Genomic DNA, 16,514 nt, shown 5'->3' with positions numbered 1-16,514 from the left:
CATGGAACTCTTCACCGAGGGCGACCCGATCGCCGACACGAAGGCGCCCACCGGCCCGATCGACAAGCGCTGGGAGACCCGGCGCTTCGAGGCCAAGCTGGTCAACCCGGCCAACCGCCGCAAGATGACGGTGATCGTGGTCGGTACCGGCCTGGCCGGCGGATCGGCCGCCGCGACGCTGGCCGAGCAGGGCTACCACGTCAAGTCCTACTGCTACCAGGACAGCCCGCGCCGGGCCCACTCGATCGCCGCGCAGGGCGGCATCAACGCCGCGAAGAACTACCGCAACGACGGCGACTCCGTGCACCGGCTGTTCTACGACACCGTCAAGGGCGGCGACTTCCGCTCCCGGGAGTCGAACGTGCACCGCCTGGCCGAGGTGTCGGTCAACATCATCGACCAGTGCGTCGCCCAGGGCGTGCCGTTCGCCCGCGAGTACGGCGGCCTGCTGGACACCCGCTCGTTCGGCGGCGCGCAGGTGCAGCGCACCTTCTACGCCCGGGGCCAGACGGGCCAGCAGCTGCTGCTCGGCGCGTACCAGGCCCTCGAACGGCAGATCGGCCTCGGCAACGTGGAGATGAACGCCCGGCACGAGATGCTGGAGCTGGTTCTCGTCGACGGCAAGGCCCGGGGCATCGTCGTCCGGGACCTGGTCACCGGCGAGATCAGCACCGAGATGGCCGACGCGGTGGTGCTCGCCTCCGGCGGGTACGGCAACGTCTTCTACCTCTCCACGAACGCCAAGGGCTGCAACGTCACCGCCACCTGGCGGGCGCACCGCAAGGGCGCGTACTTCGCCAACCCCTGCTACACGCAGATCCACCCGACCTGCATCCCGGTCTCCGGCGACCACCAGTCGAAGCTGACCCTGATGAGCGAGTCGCTGCGCAACGACGGCCGGGTGTGGGTGCCGAAGAACAAGGGCGACGACCGCAGCCCGAAGGACATTCCGGAGGACGAGCGGGACTACTACCTGGAGCGGATCTACCCGTCCTTCGGCAACCTGGTCCCCCGCGACATCGCCTCCCGTGCCGCGAAGAACGTCTGCGACGAGGGCCGCGGCGTCGGGCCGACCAAGCTCGGCGTCTACCTCGACTTCGCCGACGCCATCGACCGCCTGGGGCGCAAGGCCATCGAGGCCAAGTACGGCAACCTCTTCGAGATGTACGAGCGGATCACCGGCGAGGACCCGTACGAGGTGCCGATGCGGATCTACCCCGCCGTGCACTACACGATGGGCGGGCTCTGGGTCGACTACGACCTCCAGTCCAGCATCCCGGGGCTGTTCGTGATCGGTGAGGCGAACTTCTCCGACCACGGCGCGAACCGGCTCGGCGCCTCGGCGCTGATGCAGGGCCTCGCCGACGGCTACTTCGTGCTGCCCACCACCATCGCCAACTACCTGGCCTCGGGCCCGCTCGAGAAGGTCGACGCCAGCCACCCGGCGGCGGTCGAGGCGCGTACCGACGTCGAGGACCGCATCCAGCGGCTGCTGGCGGTCGACGGCGACCGGACCGTGGACTCGTTCCACCGGGAGCTGGGCCAGATCATGTGGGAGCACTGCGGCATGGAGCGCTCCGAGGCCGGGCTGCGCAAGGCGATCGGTGAGATCCGCGACCTGCGCGAGCAGTTCTGGCAGCGGGTCAAGGTGTCCGGCACGGGCGAGGAGCTGAACCAGTCGCTGGAGAAGGCCGGCCGGGTGGCCGACTTCTTCGAGCTGGCCGAGCTGATGTGCATCGACGCCCTGCACCGCGAGGAGTCCTGCGGCGGTCACTTCCGGGCCGAGCACCAGACCCCGGACGGGGAGGCGCAGCGCGACGACGAGAAGTTCGCGTACGTGGCGGCCTGGGAGTTCACCGCCACCGGTGAACCCTCGGTGCTGCACAAGGAAGACCTGAAGTTCGAATACGTCCACCCCACGCAGCGGAGCTACAAGTGAACCTGACCCTGCGCATCTGGCGCCAGAAGGGCCCTGAGGACAAGGGTCGGATGGTGACCTACCCGGTCGACGACGTGTCCCCGGACATGTCGTTCCTGGAGATGCTCGACGTGCTCAACGAGCGGCTGATCCTCGCCGGCGAGGACCCGGTGGCGTTCGACCACGACTGCCGCGAGGGCATCTGCGGCATGTGCGGCCTGATGATCAACGGCGACGCGCACGGGCCGCAGCGCGGCACCACGGCGTGCCAGCTACACATGCGGCAGTTCTCCGACGGCGAGACGATCGACATCGAGCCGTGGCGGGCCAGCGCCTTCCCGGTCATCAAGGACCTGGTGGTCAACAGAGGCGCCTTCGACAAGATCATCGCCGCCGGTGGCTACATCACCGCGCCGACCGGCAGCGCCCCCGAGGCGCACTCCACCCCGGTCGCCAAGGCCAACGCGGACGCCGCCTTCGAGTCGGCCGCCTGCATCGGCTGCGGCGCCTGCGTGGCGGCCTGCCCGAACGGCTCGGGCATGCTCTTCACCGCCGCCAAGCTCACCCAACTCTCGCTGCTGCCGCAGGGCCAGCCGGAGCGCTACACCCGGGTGATCGGCATGGTCGACGCGCACGACGAGGCCGGCTTCGGCGGCTGCACCAACGCCGGCGAGTGCACGGTGGCCTGCCCGAAGGGCATCCCGCTGAACACCATCGGCCGCCTCAACCGCGACTACCTGTCGGCCACCACGAAGGGCGGCAACACCCCGGGCTCCTGAGCCCGCCGTCCTGACCGCCCAGACGAACCCTGACCGCCGCGCCCCCTTTCGCCGGGCGCGGCGGTCAGGCCGTTGAGGGCGCCCAACGAACGGAACGGCCGTCCCGTCGCGTCCCGGCCTGGGGCTGGGGCGGGGCGCAAGAACGACTCCATATCGCCGATGTGGCGGTGTCCGAGCGCTCGGATACCGCTACATCGGCGGAACTCGGCATACAGGAAATCGGCCTGTCCAGGCGCCCGCCACACCCCGACTTCCTGGAATCCGAGTCGATCAAGGCGGCAGGGCTGAGGGCTGGGGGGCGACCACCGACAAGGCCGGAGCGCCGGTTCAACTCCCCCTGCCCGGGTAGCAGACAGGCAGGACCGAGGGAGGGCAACCGGACATGAAGGCGTTGACCTGGCACGGCAAGCGGGACGTACGGGTCGAGGAGGTGCCCGATCCCCGGATCGAGCAGCCGACCGACGCGATCATCAAGATCACATCGACGGCTATCTGCGGGTCGGATCTGCACCTGTACGAGGTGCTGGGGCCGTACCTGAAGCCCGGGGACGTCCTCGGACACGAGCCGATGGGGATCGTCGAGGAGGTCGGGTCGGAGGTGACCGGCCTGAAGCCCGGCGACCGGGTGGTGGTGCCGTTCAACATCTCCTGCGGCGACTGCTGGATGTGCCGACGTCAGCTCTACGCCCAGTGCGAGACCACCCAGGTGACGAGCGAGGGCAAGGGCGCGGCACTGTTCGGCTACACGTCCCTCTACGGGTCGGTGCCCGGCGGCCAGGCCGAGTACCTGCGCGTTCCGCAGGCCCACTTCGGGCCGATCAAGATCCCGCCGACCGGCGCGGACGAGCGGTACCTCTACCTCTCCGACATTCTGCCCACCGCCTGGCAGGCGGTGAAGTACGCCGACACCCCGCCCGGCGGCACCCTGGCCGTCTTCGGGCTGGGCCCGGTCGGCCAGTTCTGCGCCCGCATCGGCCGCCACCTCGGCGCCGGGCGGGTGATCGGGCTGGACCTGGTGCCCGAACGGCTGGAGCTGGCTCGCCGGCACGGCATCGAGGTGCTCGACGTACGTGAGTTGTCCGACGTGCCGGGCGCGCTGATCGACCTGGTCGACGGGCGCGGTCCGGACGCCGTCATCGACGCCGTCGGCATGGAGGCGCACGGCTCGCCGGTCGGCAAGCTCGCCCACGCGGCCGTCGGACTGCTGCCCGACAAGCTCGCCCAGACGATGACCGACCGGGCCGGCGTCGACCGGTTGAGCGTCCTACACGCCGCCCTCAAGGCGGTCCGGCGCGGCGGCACCGTCTCGCTCTCCGGCGTCTACGGCGGCGAGGCCGACCCGATGCCGATGATGGAGATGTTCGACCGGGGCATCCAACTGCGCATGGGGCAGTGCCACGTGCGCCGCTGGGTCGACGAGATCATGCCGCTGCTCTCCGGCGACGACGACCCGCTGGGCGTGGAGGATCTGCGTACCCACCGGCTGCCGCTGAGCGACGCGCCGCGCGCGTACGACATGTTCCAGAAGAAGGAGGACGGCTGCATCAAGGTGGTCCTCACACCGTGAGCGACGACTCCCCGGGCCGGGTGGTGGTGGTCGCCGGCGCGACCAGCGGGATCGGCCGGGCGACCGCCCGGGCGTTCGCCGAGCGCGGCGACCGCCTGGTCCTCGCGGCCCGCGCGCCGCAGACCCTCGCCGAGGTACGCGAGGAGTGCGCGGACGTCGAGGTCCTGACCGTGGCGACCGACGTGACCGAGGCGGGCGCGCTGGACGCGTTGGCGCGGGCGGCGATCGAGCGGTTCGGTCGCATCGACGTCTGGGTGCACACCGCGGCGGTGATGGCCTACGGACGTTTCGACGAGGTGCCGGAGCGGGTGTTCGACCAGGTGGTGCGCACGGATCTGCTGGCCGCCGCCGGCGCGGCCCGGGTGGCGTTGCGGCACTTCCGGGCCACCGGCGCCGGCACGCTGATCCTCACCGGTTCGGTGCTCGGGCACATCACCGCCCCCTACATGAGCGCGTACGTGGCCAGCAAGTGGGGTTTGCAGGGGCTGGCCCGGACGATCCAGCAGGAGCTGCGGGACAGCCCGGGGATCCGGCTGTGCCTGGTCAACCCGGGCAGTGTCGACACACCCGTCTACCAGCAGGCAGCCAACTATCTGGGTCGCGTCGGCCGCCCTCCGCCGCCGGTCGCCGGGCCGCAGCGGGTGGCCCGGGCCATCGTCGACTGCGTGGACCATCCGCGCCGGGAGGTGTCGGTGGGGCGGCTGAACGTGCTGCTGCGGGCGGGGTTCACGGCGCTGCCCGGCGTCTACGACGTCCTCGTCGGCCCGTTGATGCGGCTCGCGGGCCTCAGTGGGCGGACGGTCGCGGCGCACGACGGCTCGGTCTTCGCGCCGAACCCGGCCGGCGAGGCGGTCCGCGGCGGTCACCTGCCCGACCTGCGGCAGCTCGCCCGGGCGGTGTCCGGGCCGGCCGCGCAGCTCCGCGTCGCGGCGACCGGCGCGATCGGCGCCGCGCTGCGCCGACGGCCCGGGTGACACTGTTCGGGACTGTTCGGAACCTTTTCCGGGGGCAACATGAAGAGATCAACTCGCCTAGCGTGGGCAGCCGGCAGGCGCTCCGGCGCCCCACGACGGGAGAGACGATTGACCATCCGACTGAACCGAAGGACCGCCCTCGGACTGGGTACGGTGGCCACCGCCGGCACGGTGCTCGCCGCGGCCACCCCCGCCAGCGCCGCCGAGGCGACACCGACCACCCCCGCGCAGGCGGCCCGGCGGGTCGCCGCCGTCTTCGGCCGTCACAGCGGCGAAGCCGGCGGCAACTGGCAGGCGTACGTCAGCGTGGCCGACCCGGCGGGCGCGCCGGTGGTCGCGGTGGCGGCCGAGGCCGACCGGCGGATCGAGGCGTACAGCGTCAACAAGATCGCGGTCGCGACGGCCGTGTTGGACAAGGTCGACCGTGGACTGCTGACGCTGGACCAGCGGGTCGAGGTGGCCGCGGCGATCGTGGTGCCGGGTGGTGACGGCATCTTCAGCCTGGACGGCGCGTACCCGAGCAGCGTGACGCTGGGGCACGTGCTGGCGAACCTGCTGACCGTCTCGGACGACACGGCGGTACGGCTGTGCGGGCTGGTCGCCCCGGCCGCCGAGATCAACGCGATCCTGGTCGCCAAGGGCTTCCCGAACACCCAGGTCGAGCCGGTGGCCAACCCGAACCGGTTCTTCCTCGGCACGAGCACCCCGCGGGAAACCCACGACCTGCTGCGGGCCCTGGTCGCCGGCACGCTGCTCTCGCCGGCCTCGACGGCGCACCTGCTCGGGCTGCTGCGCTCCCCCGTGGCCTTCACCGACGGCATCCGTCGCACCATGTCCTCCGACGAGCGGGCCCGCATCGCCACCAAGGCCGGCTGGTTCGCCGACGCCCGCCACGAGGCCGGGGTGATCTTCGACCGGGCCGGCGCGGCGGTGCTCACCTACGCGCTCTTCGCCGACGGGCAGGCCGACCCGGACAACTTCGGCGCGACCCATCCGGCGGTGCGGGCGCGGGCCGCCATGGGTCCGAAGTTCCTCGCCGCGGTGGACCGGCTCGGTGGCGCGGGCACCGCGTACCGGACGACCGCCCAGCGGCCCAGCAACGGCGGCTGACTCCACTGCCGGGCCGGTCGTCGCGGGACGACCGGCCCGGTGCGGGCCACCGCCGGGGCGGGAGCCGCGCGGGGGAACTACCGTGTAGTGCGGGACACGGCGGAGGGACGGCGATGACGCCAGCGGGACGTACGGACGGGCAGGGGTCGCTCGGGCGACGGATGCGGGCGACGGCGGGACTGGCCGCGCTGGCCGGCCTGGCCTGGGTGGCACGGGACGTGCCGGCGGCGCTGGGCGGCCGGCTCGCCGGCGCCCGGGCCGAGCGGGCGGCCCGCTCGCCGCAGTTCCGCGACGGCACGTTCCACAACCAGGCCGACGTCCGCACGATGGTCGCCGCCGAACCGGGTCGTAACCTGGTCCGGGAACTGATCTTCGGCAAGCAGAAGCGCCGCCCCACCGCGCCCGTGCCGCTACTGCGGCCCGACGCGTCGCCGGCCGCCGACACCGCCGACGAGCTGAACATCGTCTGGTACGGCCACGCCTCGGCGCTGATCGAGATCGAGGGCCGGCGCGTCCTGCTGGACCCGGTGTGGAGTGACCGCTGCTCGCCGTCCGGCGTGGTCGGCCCGCGTCGCCTGCACGAGCCGCCGGTACGCCTGGACGAGCTACCGCCGATCGACGCCATCCTGATCTCCCACGACCACTACGACCACCTGGACATGCCGACCGTGCGGGCGCTGGTCGCCGGGCAGTCGGCACCGTTCGTGGTGCCGCTGGGCGTCGGCGCGCACCTGGACCGTTGGGGGGTGCCCGCCGAGCGGATCATCGAGCTGGACTGGTCCGAGTCGCACCGGGTCGACGGGTTGGAGATCACCGCCACCGCCGCGCAGCACTTCTCCGGTCGCGGGTTGCGCCGCGACGGCACGCTGTGGAGCTCCTGGGTGGTCGCCGGGGCACGGCGCAAGGTCTTCTACACCGGTGACTCCGGCTACTTCTCCGGGTACGCGGCGATCGGCGCCGAACACGGTCCGTTCGACGTGACGCTGATGCAGATCGGCGCGTACGACCGGGCCTGGCCGACGATCCACATGTTCCCCGAGGAGGCGGTCGACGCCCACCTCGACCTGCGCGGCGGGCTGTTCATCCCGGTGCACTGGGCGACGTTCAACCTGGCCCTGCACGACTGGTCCGAGCCGGTGAACCGGCTGTGGGCCGAGGCGAAGGCCCGCGACGTGCGACTCGCCGTGCCCCGCCCCGGCGAGCGGGTGGTGGTCGACGACCCGCCCGCCGTCGACGGATGGTGGCAGTCCGTCGCCTGAGCCGCGCCGGACGCCGTACGGGGTCAGAGCACGAAGGCGTCGGTCCAGAGCGCGCCAGAGCGACCGGAGAGCGCGTCCAGCATGGCGACCGCCTGACCGTCGGTGAGCTGCGCGACGAAGTCCACGATGGCGCGTCCCCGGGCGCGCCCGATCCGGTGCGGCGTACGCGGGTGCAACTCCGCCTCGGCCAGCTCGACCAGGTCGTGCAGGCGGCGGGGCAGGCGGGACTCCTCCTCCGGGTCGAGCAGCCACTCCCACAGCGCCTCCACCAGGGTGCCCAGCAGCCGGGCCTGACCACGCTGGTGCAGGGCCAGGTCGGGACGGGCCAGCACGAACCGGTGGTGGACGAACTTGAGCACCTGCACCTCGTGCCACTGCGCGCAGCCGAGCAGCACGTACCCGGAGCGCACCGACGGCTGGTCGGTCACGGTGATGGCCTCGACGAAGCGGGTGGACCAGCGGGCGGAGAACCGCGCCACGTACTGCTCCGCCTCGATCGAGCCGTCGAACGGCATCGCGAGCAGCCCGTCCACCAGCTCCTCGCGGACGTGTTCGACGGCGGCGGCGAACGCGTCGTCGTCGGCGACCCAGGCGTCCTTGCGGTGCAGTTGCCGGCGCAGCCGCTCGATGGCCGCACCGGGTCGTCGGGCCGAGGTGGCCAGCGCCGCGTCGGTGATCGCCCGGAAGTGCCCGCTCTCGCGCTGCCAGGCCATCAGCTCGGCGGACACCGCACCCTGCTGGAGCACCCCGACGCGGTAGAAGTCCTCCACGTCGTGGATGGCGTACGCGATGTCGTCGGCGGTGTCCATGACGGACGCCTCGACGGTCTGCTGCCAGTCCGGGATGCGGCCGACGAAGGGCTCCCGAGCCTGCCGCAGGTCGTCCAGCTCGGTCCGGTACGCCCCGAACTTCAACGAGCCGCTCTCCGGGTCGTCGGGTGGCGGGGTGGCGCCACGCGGCGGCGGGTCCAGCAGGCGCGGGTGGGGGTCGGGGTAGTCCAGCCGCGTCCACGGGTACTTCAGCATCGCCGCGCGGACAGCGGCGGTCAGGTCCAACCCGGTGGTGGCGGCGCCCCGGATCTCGGTGCTCGTGACGATCCGGTACGACTGCGCGTTGCCCTCGAAGCCGTCGGCGAGGCCGAGGCGCTGGCGGGCCAGCCGGTCGAGCACCCGCTCGCCCAGGTGGCCGAACGGCGGGTGGCCGAGGTCGTGGGCGAGCGCGGCGGCCTCCACCACGTCGGGGTCGCAGCCGCCGAGCTTGTCCAGCAGATCCCGCCACCGGTCGTCGGCCGTCAACCGCTCGGCGATGGCCCGGGCCACCTGGGCGACCTTGAGGCTGTGCGTGAGCCGGTTGTGCACCAGCAGTCCGGAGCCGACCGGGCTGATCACCTGGGTGACCCCGCCGAGGCGGGCGAAGAAGGGCGAGCCGACGATCCGGTCCCGATCGGCACGGAACGGGTTGGCCGTGAGGTCGCCGAGGGCGCGGGCGCTGCCGCCGAAGAGCCGCCGGGCGCGCGGCTCCGCAGGTGATTCCATGATCGCCACGCTAGCGCAGGCCCGGAGGGACCGGTCGACGGATCGGGCCGGCGCGGGCGCCGGGCTGGGACGGCGCGACCCGGCCGGGCGCGGCGACGGTGCCCGGGGCGGCCGGGCAGAATGCAGGCGGTAGCCGCTCTGTGAAGGCGGATCGAGTCGAAGGCGGATCGAGATCGTGACCCAGTCTGTTCATCAGCGGATCGCCGACGAGCTCGGCGTGGCCGAGCGTCAGGTGCGGGCGGCCGTGGAGCTGCTCGACGGCGGCGCCACCGTGCCGTTCATCGCCCGTTACCGCAAGGAGGCCACCGGCCTGCTCGACGACACCCAGCTGCGCACCCTGGAGGAGCGGCTGCGGTACCTGCGGGAGCTGGACGAGCGCCGGGCGGCCGTGCTGGAGTCGATCCGCGGCCAGGGCAAGCTGGACGAGGCCCTGGAAGCGCAGATCATGGCCGCCGACTCGAAGTCGCGGCTGGAGGACATCTACCTGCCGTACAAGCCGAAGCGGCGGACCCGGGCGCAGATCGCACGCGAGGCCGGCCTCGCGCCGCTGGCCGAGACGCTGCTGGCCGACCCCGACCAGGATCCCCGGGCCACGGCCGCCGGGTACGTCGACGCGGAGAAGGGCGTCGCCGACGCCGCCGCCGCGCTGGAGGGCGCGCGGGCGATCCTCATCGAGACCTTCGCCGAGGACGCCGACCTGATCGGCACGCTGCGCGAGCAGATGTGGTCGCGGGGCCGCCTGGCCTCCCGGGTACGCGAGGGTCAGGAGACGGCCGGCGCGAAGTTCGCCGACTACTTCGACTTCTCCGAGCCGTACCCGAAGCTTCCCTCGCACCGCATCCTGGCGATGTTCCGGGGCGAGAAGGAGGGCGTGCTCGACCTGACCATGGAGCCGGACGAGGCCGGCGAGTCCGACGCCGTCCCGACCGGTCCCACCCGGTACGAGGCGATGATCGCCGGCCGGTTCGGGGTGTCCGACGCCGGCCGCCCGGCCGACCGCTGGCTGGCCGACACGGTCCGCTGGGCGTGGCGTACCCGGATCCTCATCCACCTCGGCGCGGACCTGCGGATGCGGCTGTGGCAGGCCGCCGAGGAGGAGGCCGTACGGGTCTTCGCCACCAACCTGCGCGACCTGCTGCTCGCGGCACCGGCCGGCACCCGGCCGACGATGGGTCTGGACCCGGGTCTGCGGACCGGGGTGAAGGTGGCCGTGGTGGACGCCACCGGCAAGGTGCTCGCCACCGACACCATCTATCCGCACGAGCCACGCCGGCAGTGGGACGCCTCGGTGGAGACGCTCGCCCGGCTGGCCGGCGCGCACGGGGTGGAGCTGATCGCGATCGGCAACGGCACCGCCTCGCGGGAGACCGACAAGCTGGCCGGCGACCTGATCAAGCGGCACCCGCAGCTCAACCTGACCAAGGTGATGGTCTCCGAGGCGGGCGCGTCGGTCTACTCCGCCTCCGCGTACGCCTCGCAGGAACTGCCGGGCATGGACGTCTCGCTGCGCGGCGCGGTCTCCATCGCCCGCCGCCTCCAGGACCCGCTCGCCGAGCTGGTCAAGATCGACCCGCGGTCGATCGGCGTCGGCCAGTACCAGCACGACCTGTCCGAGGTGAAGCTGTCCCGGTCGCTGGACGCCGTCGTGGAGGACTGCGTCAACGCGGTCGGGGTGGACGTCAACACCGCGTCCGCGCCGCTGCTGACCCGGGTCTCCGGGATCGGCGCCGGGCTGGCCGAGAACATCGTGCTGCACCGGGACGCCAACGGGCCGTTCCGGTCGCGTACCGAGCTGAAGAAGGTGGCCCGCCTCGGGCCCAAGGCGTTCGAGCAGTGCGCCGGCTTCCTGCGCATCCCCGGCGGGGACGACCCGCTGGACTCGTCCAGCGTGCACCCCGAGGCGTACCCGGTGGTGCGGCGCATCCTCGCCAGCACCGGGCAGGACCTGCGCGCGGTGATCGGCAGGAGCGCCATCCTGCGCGGGCTGCGCGCCACCGACTTCGTCGACGACCGGTTCGGCCTGCCCACCGTCACCGACATCCTCGCCGAGCTGGAGAAGCCCGGCCGCGACCCCCGGCCGGAGTTCCGCACCGCCACCTTCGTCGAGGGCGTGGAGAAGATCAGCGACCTGACGCCGGGCATGGTGCTGGAGGGCGTGGTCACCAACGTGGCGGCGTTCGGCGCGTTCGTCGACGTCGGCGTGCACCAGGACGGCCTGGTACACGTGTCGGCCATGTCCCGGACGTTCGTGAAGGACCCCCGCGAGGTGGTGAAATCCGGTGACGTGGTCAAGGTCCGGGTGCTCGACGTGGACGTACCCCGCAAGCGGATCTCGCTGACCCTGCGCCTGGACGACGAGGCTCCGGCCGCCGGTGGTGGTCGGACGAGCCAGGAGGGGCGCGGTGGCCCGGCGCAGCGCGGGCCGCAGGGTGGTCGCGGCAGCGGGCAGGGCGGTCGCGAAGGCCAGGCCGGTCGCGGCGGCGGACAGCAGGGTCGCGGCGGTCAGGACAGCCGTGGTGGCGGGCAGGGTGGCCGCGAAGTCCAGGCCGGTCGTGGCGGCCAGGGTGGTCGTGGCGGCGGCCAGGGTGGTCGCGAAGGCCAGGCCGGTCGCGGCGGCCAGGGTGGTCGTGGCGGCCAGCAGCGGCAGGGCGCACCGGCCAACGACGCGATGGCCGAAGCCCTGCGCCGCGCCGGCCTGGCCTGACCCGCTCAGCACGTCAACCCCGCGCCGCCCCGTCGATCATGGAGTTGTGGTGGGTGACAAACCGCCCGCATAACGCCAAGCCAGGCACCACAACTCCATGATCGACAACCCCGAGCCGGCGGGGTGGGGTGGGGTGGGGTGGGGTGGGTGGGGTGGGGTGGGGCTAGAGCGGCGATCAAGGCGCTGCCTTACTGAACTCCGTCGCGTACCGTCGGCGTCGTGAGTGAGCCGGACGGCCGGACGTGGCGGGAACAGCAGCAGCAGGCGGTGCGCGCGCATGCCGACGCGGACGCGCGGCGGCGGGCCGCCGAGCAGGCCGAGGCGGCGAGGCTGGTGGCGTGGTTCGTGGCCGAGGCGACCCGCCGGGGGCTGCGCACCACCCGGCTGGTCGCCCGGGGTTACGACGGCCGCGGGCGCTACCGGACCAGGCTGACCGGCTGGTACGTCGACCGGGCCGAGACCCGGGCGGTGGACGTGGCCGGCCGGTTCCACCTGCTGACCGTGCCCGGAGGTCTGCGGGCCCGGCTGTTCGGCGCCGACCCGGAACCCAGCCCGGCGCCGTTGGTCGTCGGGGCCGGTGGACGCGACGGCGAGTCGATCCCGTTGCGGACGCTGCTCACCCGGCTGCTGGACGACGGGACCGGCGAGCCAGACCCCACCACCAGGCCTGCTGCACCACGAGGGTGAGCAGGCCGGCCAGGACGATCGCACCCAGGTTGATCACCAGTTGGAGCGCCGAGCCGCCCGCTTCGTCCCATACGCCGTAGGCGGCGGCTACCGCCACGTTCGCTGCGGCCGGGATCGTCGTCACCGAGATCAGCACCCCGACCAGGCTGCCGGACTTCTTCGACGTCAACGAGAGCATCCCGGCCACGCCGGCGAGGAGACCGACCACCCAGGACAGCGCGTCCGGCCGCCAGATGAAGTCGGTGAGCGGGCGTTCGGCGAGCAGCATCTCCCGGCTGACCAGGCCGGCTGCGGTCAGCGCCCAGGTGCTCAGCACGGTCGCCACCATGGCCGCCACGAAGCCGACCACGAGGGCCTGCACCGAGCGGCCGATCACCCCGAGCCGGCGGCGCAGCAACGCCACGCACAGCGCGGCGAGGGGGCCGAACTCCGGACCGACGACCATCGCCCCGACGATGAGAATCGGCTGGTCCAGCAGCACCCCGATGCCGGCGATCATGGTGGCCACCACGATCAGTACGAGGTACGTGCCGGACAGTTCCGTCTGCTCGCCGGTCTTCGCGGCGATCTCGTCCCAGACCACCGCGTCCGCGCCGCTGCCCGGCGCCCGGTCCGCCGCCCGGTCGGCCGCCGCGGAGATGGTCAGCTCGATGTCCTCGGCCGCGATGCCGCCGCTGGTGTCCACGCCGATCCGCCGCAACTCCCGCAGCACGCGGTCCGCGCTCTCCCGCACCACGTCGCAGAGGATGAGATCACCCTGCGGTTGCCGGGCGGCGCCCGGCAGCACGGCGATGTGAGTCACTCCCGCCTCTGCGGAGAGCAGGTCGACGACCTCCGTCGACCTGCTCTCCGGGGTGATCACCCTCAGGTGCAGCACGCGCCATCCCCTCGCCGGTCCGGCCGGTGCTTCCCTCGCCGACCGGCCGGCGCGACTCTACAGCTCGCCCCGTCGAGGCCGGGAGCTGCACAAGGCCGGGGCGACAACGGGAGCCTCGGCCTGGACGAGGACCGCGATCGACTCACCCCACTCGGGCGGTGGCCGCGCGCCACCAGTCTGGACGAGCCGCCCACTCGGAAACGAGCCGCACCGGGTCAGCGCCGTCGGTGGCTCTCCACCGCCTCGCAGAGCGCCTGCTCGACCCGTTCGGCGCCGGCGGCCACGGAGAAGACCCGCTCGTAGTGCGCCCGGCCGGCCTGACCGAGCAGCTCGAGCTTCTCCCGGCCCAGGTCGCAGAGTTCCCGTAGAGCGTCGGCGATCGAGTCGGGGTCACCGGGCCGGGCGGTGATGCCCGCGCCGCTGTCGTGCGCGACCGCGGCGGCGTCCCCCTGCGCGGCGACCAGCAGAGCCCGCCCGGCAGCGAGGGTGGCCTGCACCTTGCTGGGCATCGTGTACGCCGACATGCCGCCGGGTCGCAGGCTCACGTAGTGCGCGTCACCGGTGGCCATCAACGCCGGCATCCGCTCCCGGGGCAGCCGCCCGAGGAACCGCACGTGTGACGCGTTCAGGTCCTCGGCCCGACGGCGCAGCCGCTCCTCCGTGGTGCCGGAGCCGGCGATCAGGCAGACCAGTCGCGGATCGTTGACCCTGGCGCAGGCGTCGACGAGCGAGTCGAGCCCCTGCGCCTCCCCGAGCGTGCCGGCGTACACCAGCACCACCTGGTCGTCCCGGAGCCCGAGCTCGGCGCGCAGGTCCGCGACGCCCGTCCGCGGCGTCTCGTCGGCCCACACCGGAATGTGGACGAGCTTCTCCCGGGGTACGCCTCGGCCGGCGAGCAGGTCGGCGGCGCTGGGCGAGACGTACGCGATCCGGCCGGCGCTGCGGTACATCCCACCGCACCAGCTGCTCATTCCCCGCTCGATCATCCGGGACACCCGGTCGGTGCCGAGAAAGCCGCTGGCCACCGCGCTGTCGGGCCACAGGTCCAGCACGTGCAGCAGCACCGGCACCCGCTGGACGTACCTGGTGAACCACATCGGCAGGGCGACGCTGATCGGCGAGTTACCGACCCAGAGGGCGTCCACGCCGCGCAGCGCCGACGTGCCGGACACCAGCGCCGAGGTGGCGAAGGAACCGTAGTTCGCCAGCCGGCGCAGCGCGGAGCGGTCATGGCTGGGATAGAGGGCCACCCGACGGATCCGCGTCGTCCCGTCGACCTCGTCGAGCCGACGGGTCATCCGGTAGCCGGGCGTCAACTCGCCGGTCGGGTAGTTGGGGAATCCGGTCAGGACCTGGACCTCGTGTCCTCGGCGGACGAGAGCCCGAGCGAGCATCCCGGGGAGCGCGGCGGCGCCCGGCTCCGGGTCGAACCACTGGCTGAGCATGCCGATCCGCATGGGCTTCACCTCGCTGCCGAGCCGGCGACGGGACGGGCAGGCTGGTCGCCGTCGGCCTGCCACAGCGTTGCCAGCGAATCACCGAGGTCGTGTGCGGGCGTCCACCCGAGCACCCGGTTCGCGCGCTCGATGTCGGCGCACATCCACGGCACGGCGGCTGAGCGATCGGCGTCCGGCGCGAAGCTGCCGTCCCGGATGTCACCGGTGAAGCCGGACACCTCCGCCAGCAGCCGGACGACATCGCGCGTCGCCACCGCCCTACCGCTGCCCACGTTGAAGACCCGGGCGGGCCCCGGGCGGCAGCTCGCCGCGGCGAGGACCGCCGAGGCGACGTCCCGGACGTCGACGAAGTCCCGGTACGTGTCGTGCAGGCCCACGGCGATGTCCTGCGTTCCGGTGGCGACCGCCGACCGCACCATCGCGGTCACCCGAGTGAGCACGTTGCCCGCCGGCATCCCGGGCCCGACCGGGTTGAAGATGCGCAGCACCATCGTGTCGAGTCGGCCCGCCCCGCCGGCCAGCTCCGCCAACCGCGTGGCGGCCAGGTGGCTGAGCCCGTACTCGCTGACGGGTGTGCCCTGGTACTCCTCACTGACGGCGAGGCCGTGCGGCACGGTGCCGTACTCGGCGGCCGAACCGATCCGGATCAGGCGGGCTCCGGGGGCGGCGGCGGCCACCGCTTCGATCAGCTTCGCGGTCGCCACCACGTGCGCCTGCACGAAGTCGTGGCCGGAGCCGACGATCCGTCCGGCCGCCGTCACCACCGTGTCCGGTCGCTCCCGGGCGATGAGCGCGGTCAGGTCGCGCAGCTCGACCCGGACCAGGTCACACTCGGCGCGGGTGATCGACCGGACGGTGGCGTGGGCGGCCAGCGCCGTCCGGATGTGCCGGCCGAGGAATCCGCCGGCCCCCAGGAGCAGGACCCGGTTCATCGCCGGTGGGCGGAGTCGTGGTCGACGGTCGCCTGCGCGGGTGGGTTGCCGGTGAACTCGTGCCAGGTGGCCGCGCCCGGCGCGGAGATGCCCTGGCGGCTGAGCACCACCCGGATCGTGGCCAGGACGATCCGCAGGTCCAGCAGGAAGGAGCGGCGGTCGACGTACTCGACGTCGTAGGTGAACTTCGCGTCCCAGTCCAGCGCGTTGCGGCCACGCACCTGGGCCAGCCCGGTGATGCCCGGTCGCACGTCGTGCCGTCGGGCCTGTTCCGCGTTGTAGAGGCTGAGGTAGCGCACGAGGTGCGGGCGGGGACCGACCACACTCATCTCGCCGCGCAGCACGTTCCAGAACTCCGGCAGCTCGTCGAGGCTGCTGGCCCGCAGCCAGCGGCCCACCCGGGTCAGCCGATCCGCGTCGCTCACCAGCCCTCGATCCGGATCGGGGTGGCGCATGGTCCGGAACTTGACCACCTCGAACAGCTCGCCGTGCAGCCCCGGGCGGGTCTGCCGGAACAGCACCGGCCGCCCGTGCGCCACGAGCACCACGAGGGCCACCAGCGCCAGCACGGGAGCGCCGAGAACCAGAACCAGAAGAGCGCCGAGTACGTCGAGAAGGCGCTTCCAACGATCATAGGGTCGCCGTGTCGCAGTGCCTTCCCGACGTGTTTCCCGACCGGTCGTCAGGTCGGAGGCACCGGAGGTCGGGTGCGCCG

Annotated in this window: 13 protein-coding genes; 8 read left to right on the top strand and 5 right to left on the bottom strand. The window is 72.7% G+C overall.

Annotated elements, in window-relative coordinates; translation table 11 throughout:
• Position 1: 1 nt before the first annotated feature.
• From ACTFTM_RS11365 to ACTFTM_RS11340, 6 genes are all read left to right on the top strand, one after another.
• Positions 2-1,939 (top strand): fumarate reductase/succinate dehydrogenase flavoprotein subunit, encoded by a 1,938-nt coding sequence (locus tag ACTFTM_RS11365; protein WP_449565757.1) that lies wholly within the window; start codon positions 2-4, stop codon positions 1,937-1,939.
• Positions 1,936-2,697 (top strand): succinate dehydrogenase/fumarate reductase iron-sulfur subunit, encoded by a 762-nt coding sequence (locus tag ACTFTM_RS11360; RefSeq protein ID WP_449565756.1) that lies wholly within the window; start codon positions 1,936-1,938, stop codon positions 2,695-2,697. Before ACTFTM_RS11365 ends, ACTFTM_RS11360 begins: the two co-directional genes overlap by 4 nt.
• Before the next feature lie 382 nt (positions 2,698-3,079).
• The gene (locus ACTFTM_RS11355; RefSeq protein WP_449565755.1) at positions 3,080-4,264 is read left to right on the top strand and encodes a zinc-dependent alcohol dehydrogenase; all 1,185 of its coding nucleotides are present in this window, start codon (positions 3,080-3,082) and stop codon (positions 4,262-4,264) included.
• Positions 4,261-5,238 carry an SDR family NAD(P)-dependent oxidoreductase gene (locus tag ACTFTM_RS11350; RefSeq protein WP_449565754.1) on the top strand — a complete coding sequence of 326 codons (978 nt, stop codon included), beginning with the start codon at positions 4,261-4,263 and terminating at the stop codon, positions 5,236-5,238. Before ACTFTM_RS11355 ends, ACTFTM_RS11350 begins: the two co-directional genes overlap by 4 nt.
• A 108-nt stretch (positions 5,239-5,346) precedes the next feature.
• Positions 5,347-6,348 (top strand): serine hydrolase, encoded by a 1,002-nt coding sequence (locus tag ACTFTM_RS11345; protein ID WP_449565753.1) that lies wholly within the window; start codon positions 5,347-5,349, stop codon positions 6,346-6,348.
• Positions 6,349-6,461: 113 nt separating this feature from the next.
• On the top strand, positions 6,462-7,607 hold the full coding sequence (locus ACTFTM_RS11340; protein ID WP_449565752.1) for an MBL fold metallo-hydrolase: 1,146 nt from the start codon (positions 6,462-6,464) through the stop codon (positions 7,605-7,607).
• Between the two features lie 23 nt (positions 7,608-7,630).
• Here ACTFTM_RS11340 and ACTFTM_RS11335 read toward each other — a convergent pair whose 3' ends face one another.
• On the bottom strand, positions 7,631-9,142 hold the full coding sequence (locus ACTFTM_RS11335) for a deoxyguanosinetriphosphate triphosphohydrolase family protein (RefSeq protein WP_449565751.1): 1,512 nt from the start codon (positions 9,140-9,142) through the stop codon (positions 7,631-7,633).
• 175 nt (positions 9,143-9,317) lie between these two features.
• On the opposite strand from ACTFTM_RS11335, the gene ACTFTM_RS11330 reads away from it, so the two are divergent.
• Positions 9,318-11,846, top strand: a complete 2,529-nt coding sequence (locus ACTFTM_RS11330; protein ID WP_449565750.1) for a Tex family protein — start codon at positions 9,318-9,320, stop codon at positions 11,844-11,846.
• Positions 11,847-12,065: 219 nt separating this feature from the next.
• Positions 12,066-12,533, top strand: a complete 468-nt coding sequence (locus tag ACTFTM_RS11325) for a hypothetical protein (protein ID WP_449565749.1) — start codon at positions 12,066-12,068, stop codon at positions 12,531-12,533.
• On the opposite strand, the gene ACTFTM_RS11320 is transcribed toward ACTFTM_RS11325, so the two are convergent.
• The 4 genes from ACTFTM_RS11320 to ACTFTM_RS11305 form a co-directional block, all read right to left on the bottom strand.
• Positions 12,463-13,410 carry a DUF389 domain-containing protein gene (locus tag ACTFTM_RS11320; RefSeq protein WP_449565748.1) on the bottom strand — a complete coding sequence of 316 codons (948 nt, stop codon included), beginning with the start codon at positions 13,408-13,410 and terminating at the stop codon, positions 12,463-12,465. The two genes, ACTFTM_RS11325 and ACTFTM_RS11320, sit on opposite strands and share 71 nt — an antisense overlap.
• Before the next feature lie 215 nt (positions 13,411-13,625).
• Positions 13,626-14,867, bottom strand: coding sequence for a glycosyltransferase family 4 protein (locus ACTFTM_RS11315; protein WP_449565747.1), 1,242 nt, complete (start codon positions 14,865-14,867; stop codon positions 13,626-13,628).
• Positions 14,868-14,872: 5 nt separating this feature from the next.
• Positions 14,873-15,799: an NAD-dependent epimerase/dehydratase family protein gene (locus ACTFTM_RS11310; RefSeq protein ID WP_449565746.1), complete on the bottom strand. Its 927-nt coding sequence runs from the start codon at positions 15,797-15,799 to the stop codon at positions 14,873-14,875.
• Entirely contained in the window at positions 15,796-16,485 is a 690-nt protein-coding gene (locus tag ACTFTM_RS11305; protein ID WP_449566608.1) for a sugar transferase, read from the bottom strand. Before ACTFTM_RS11305 ends, ACTFTM_RS11310 begins: the two co-directional genes overlap by 4 nt.
• Positions 16,486-16,514 lie beyond the last annotated feature (29 nt).

The sequence above is a fragment of the Micromonospora sp. RB23 genome, from assembly GCF_053585025.1.
The sequence above is the reverse complement of the archived record's forward strand: the minus strand, read 5'-3'. Positions and strand labels throughout refer to the sequence as shown.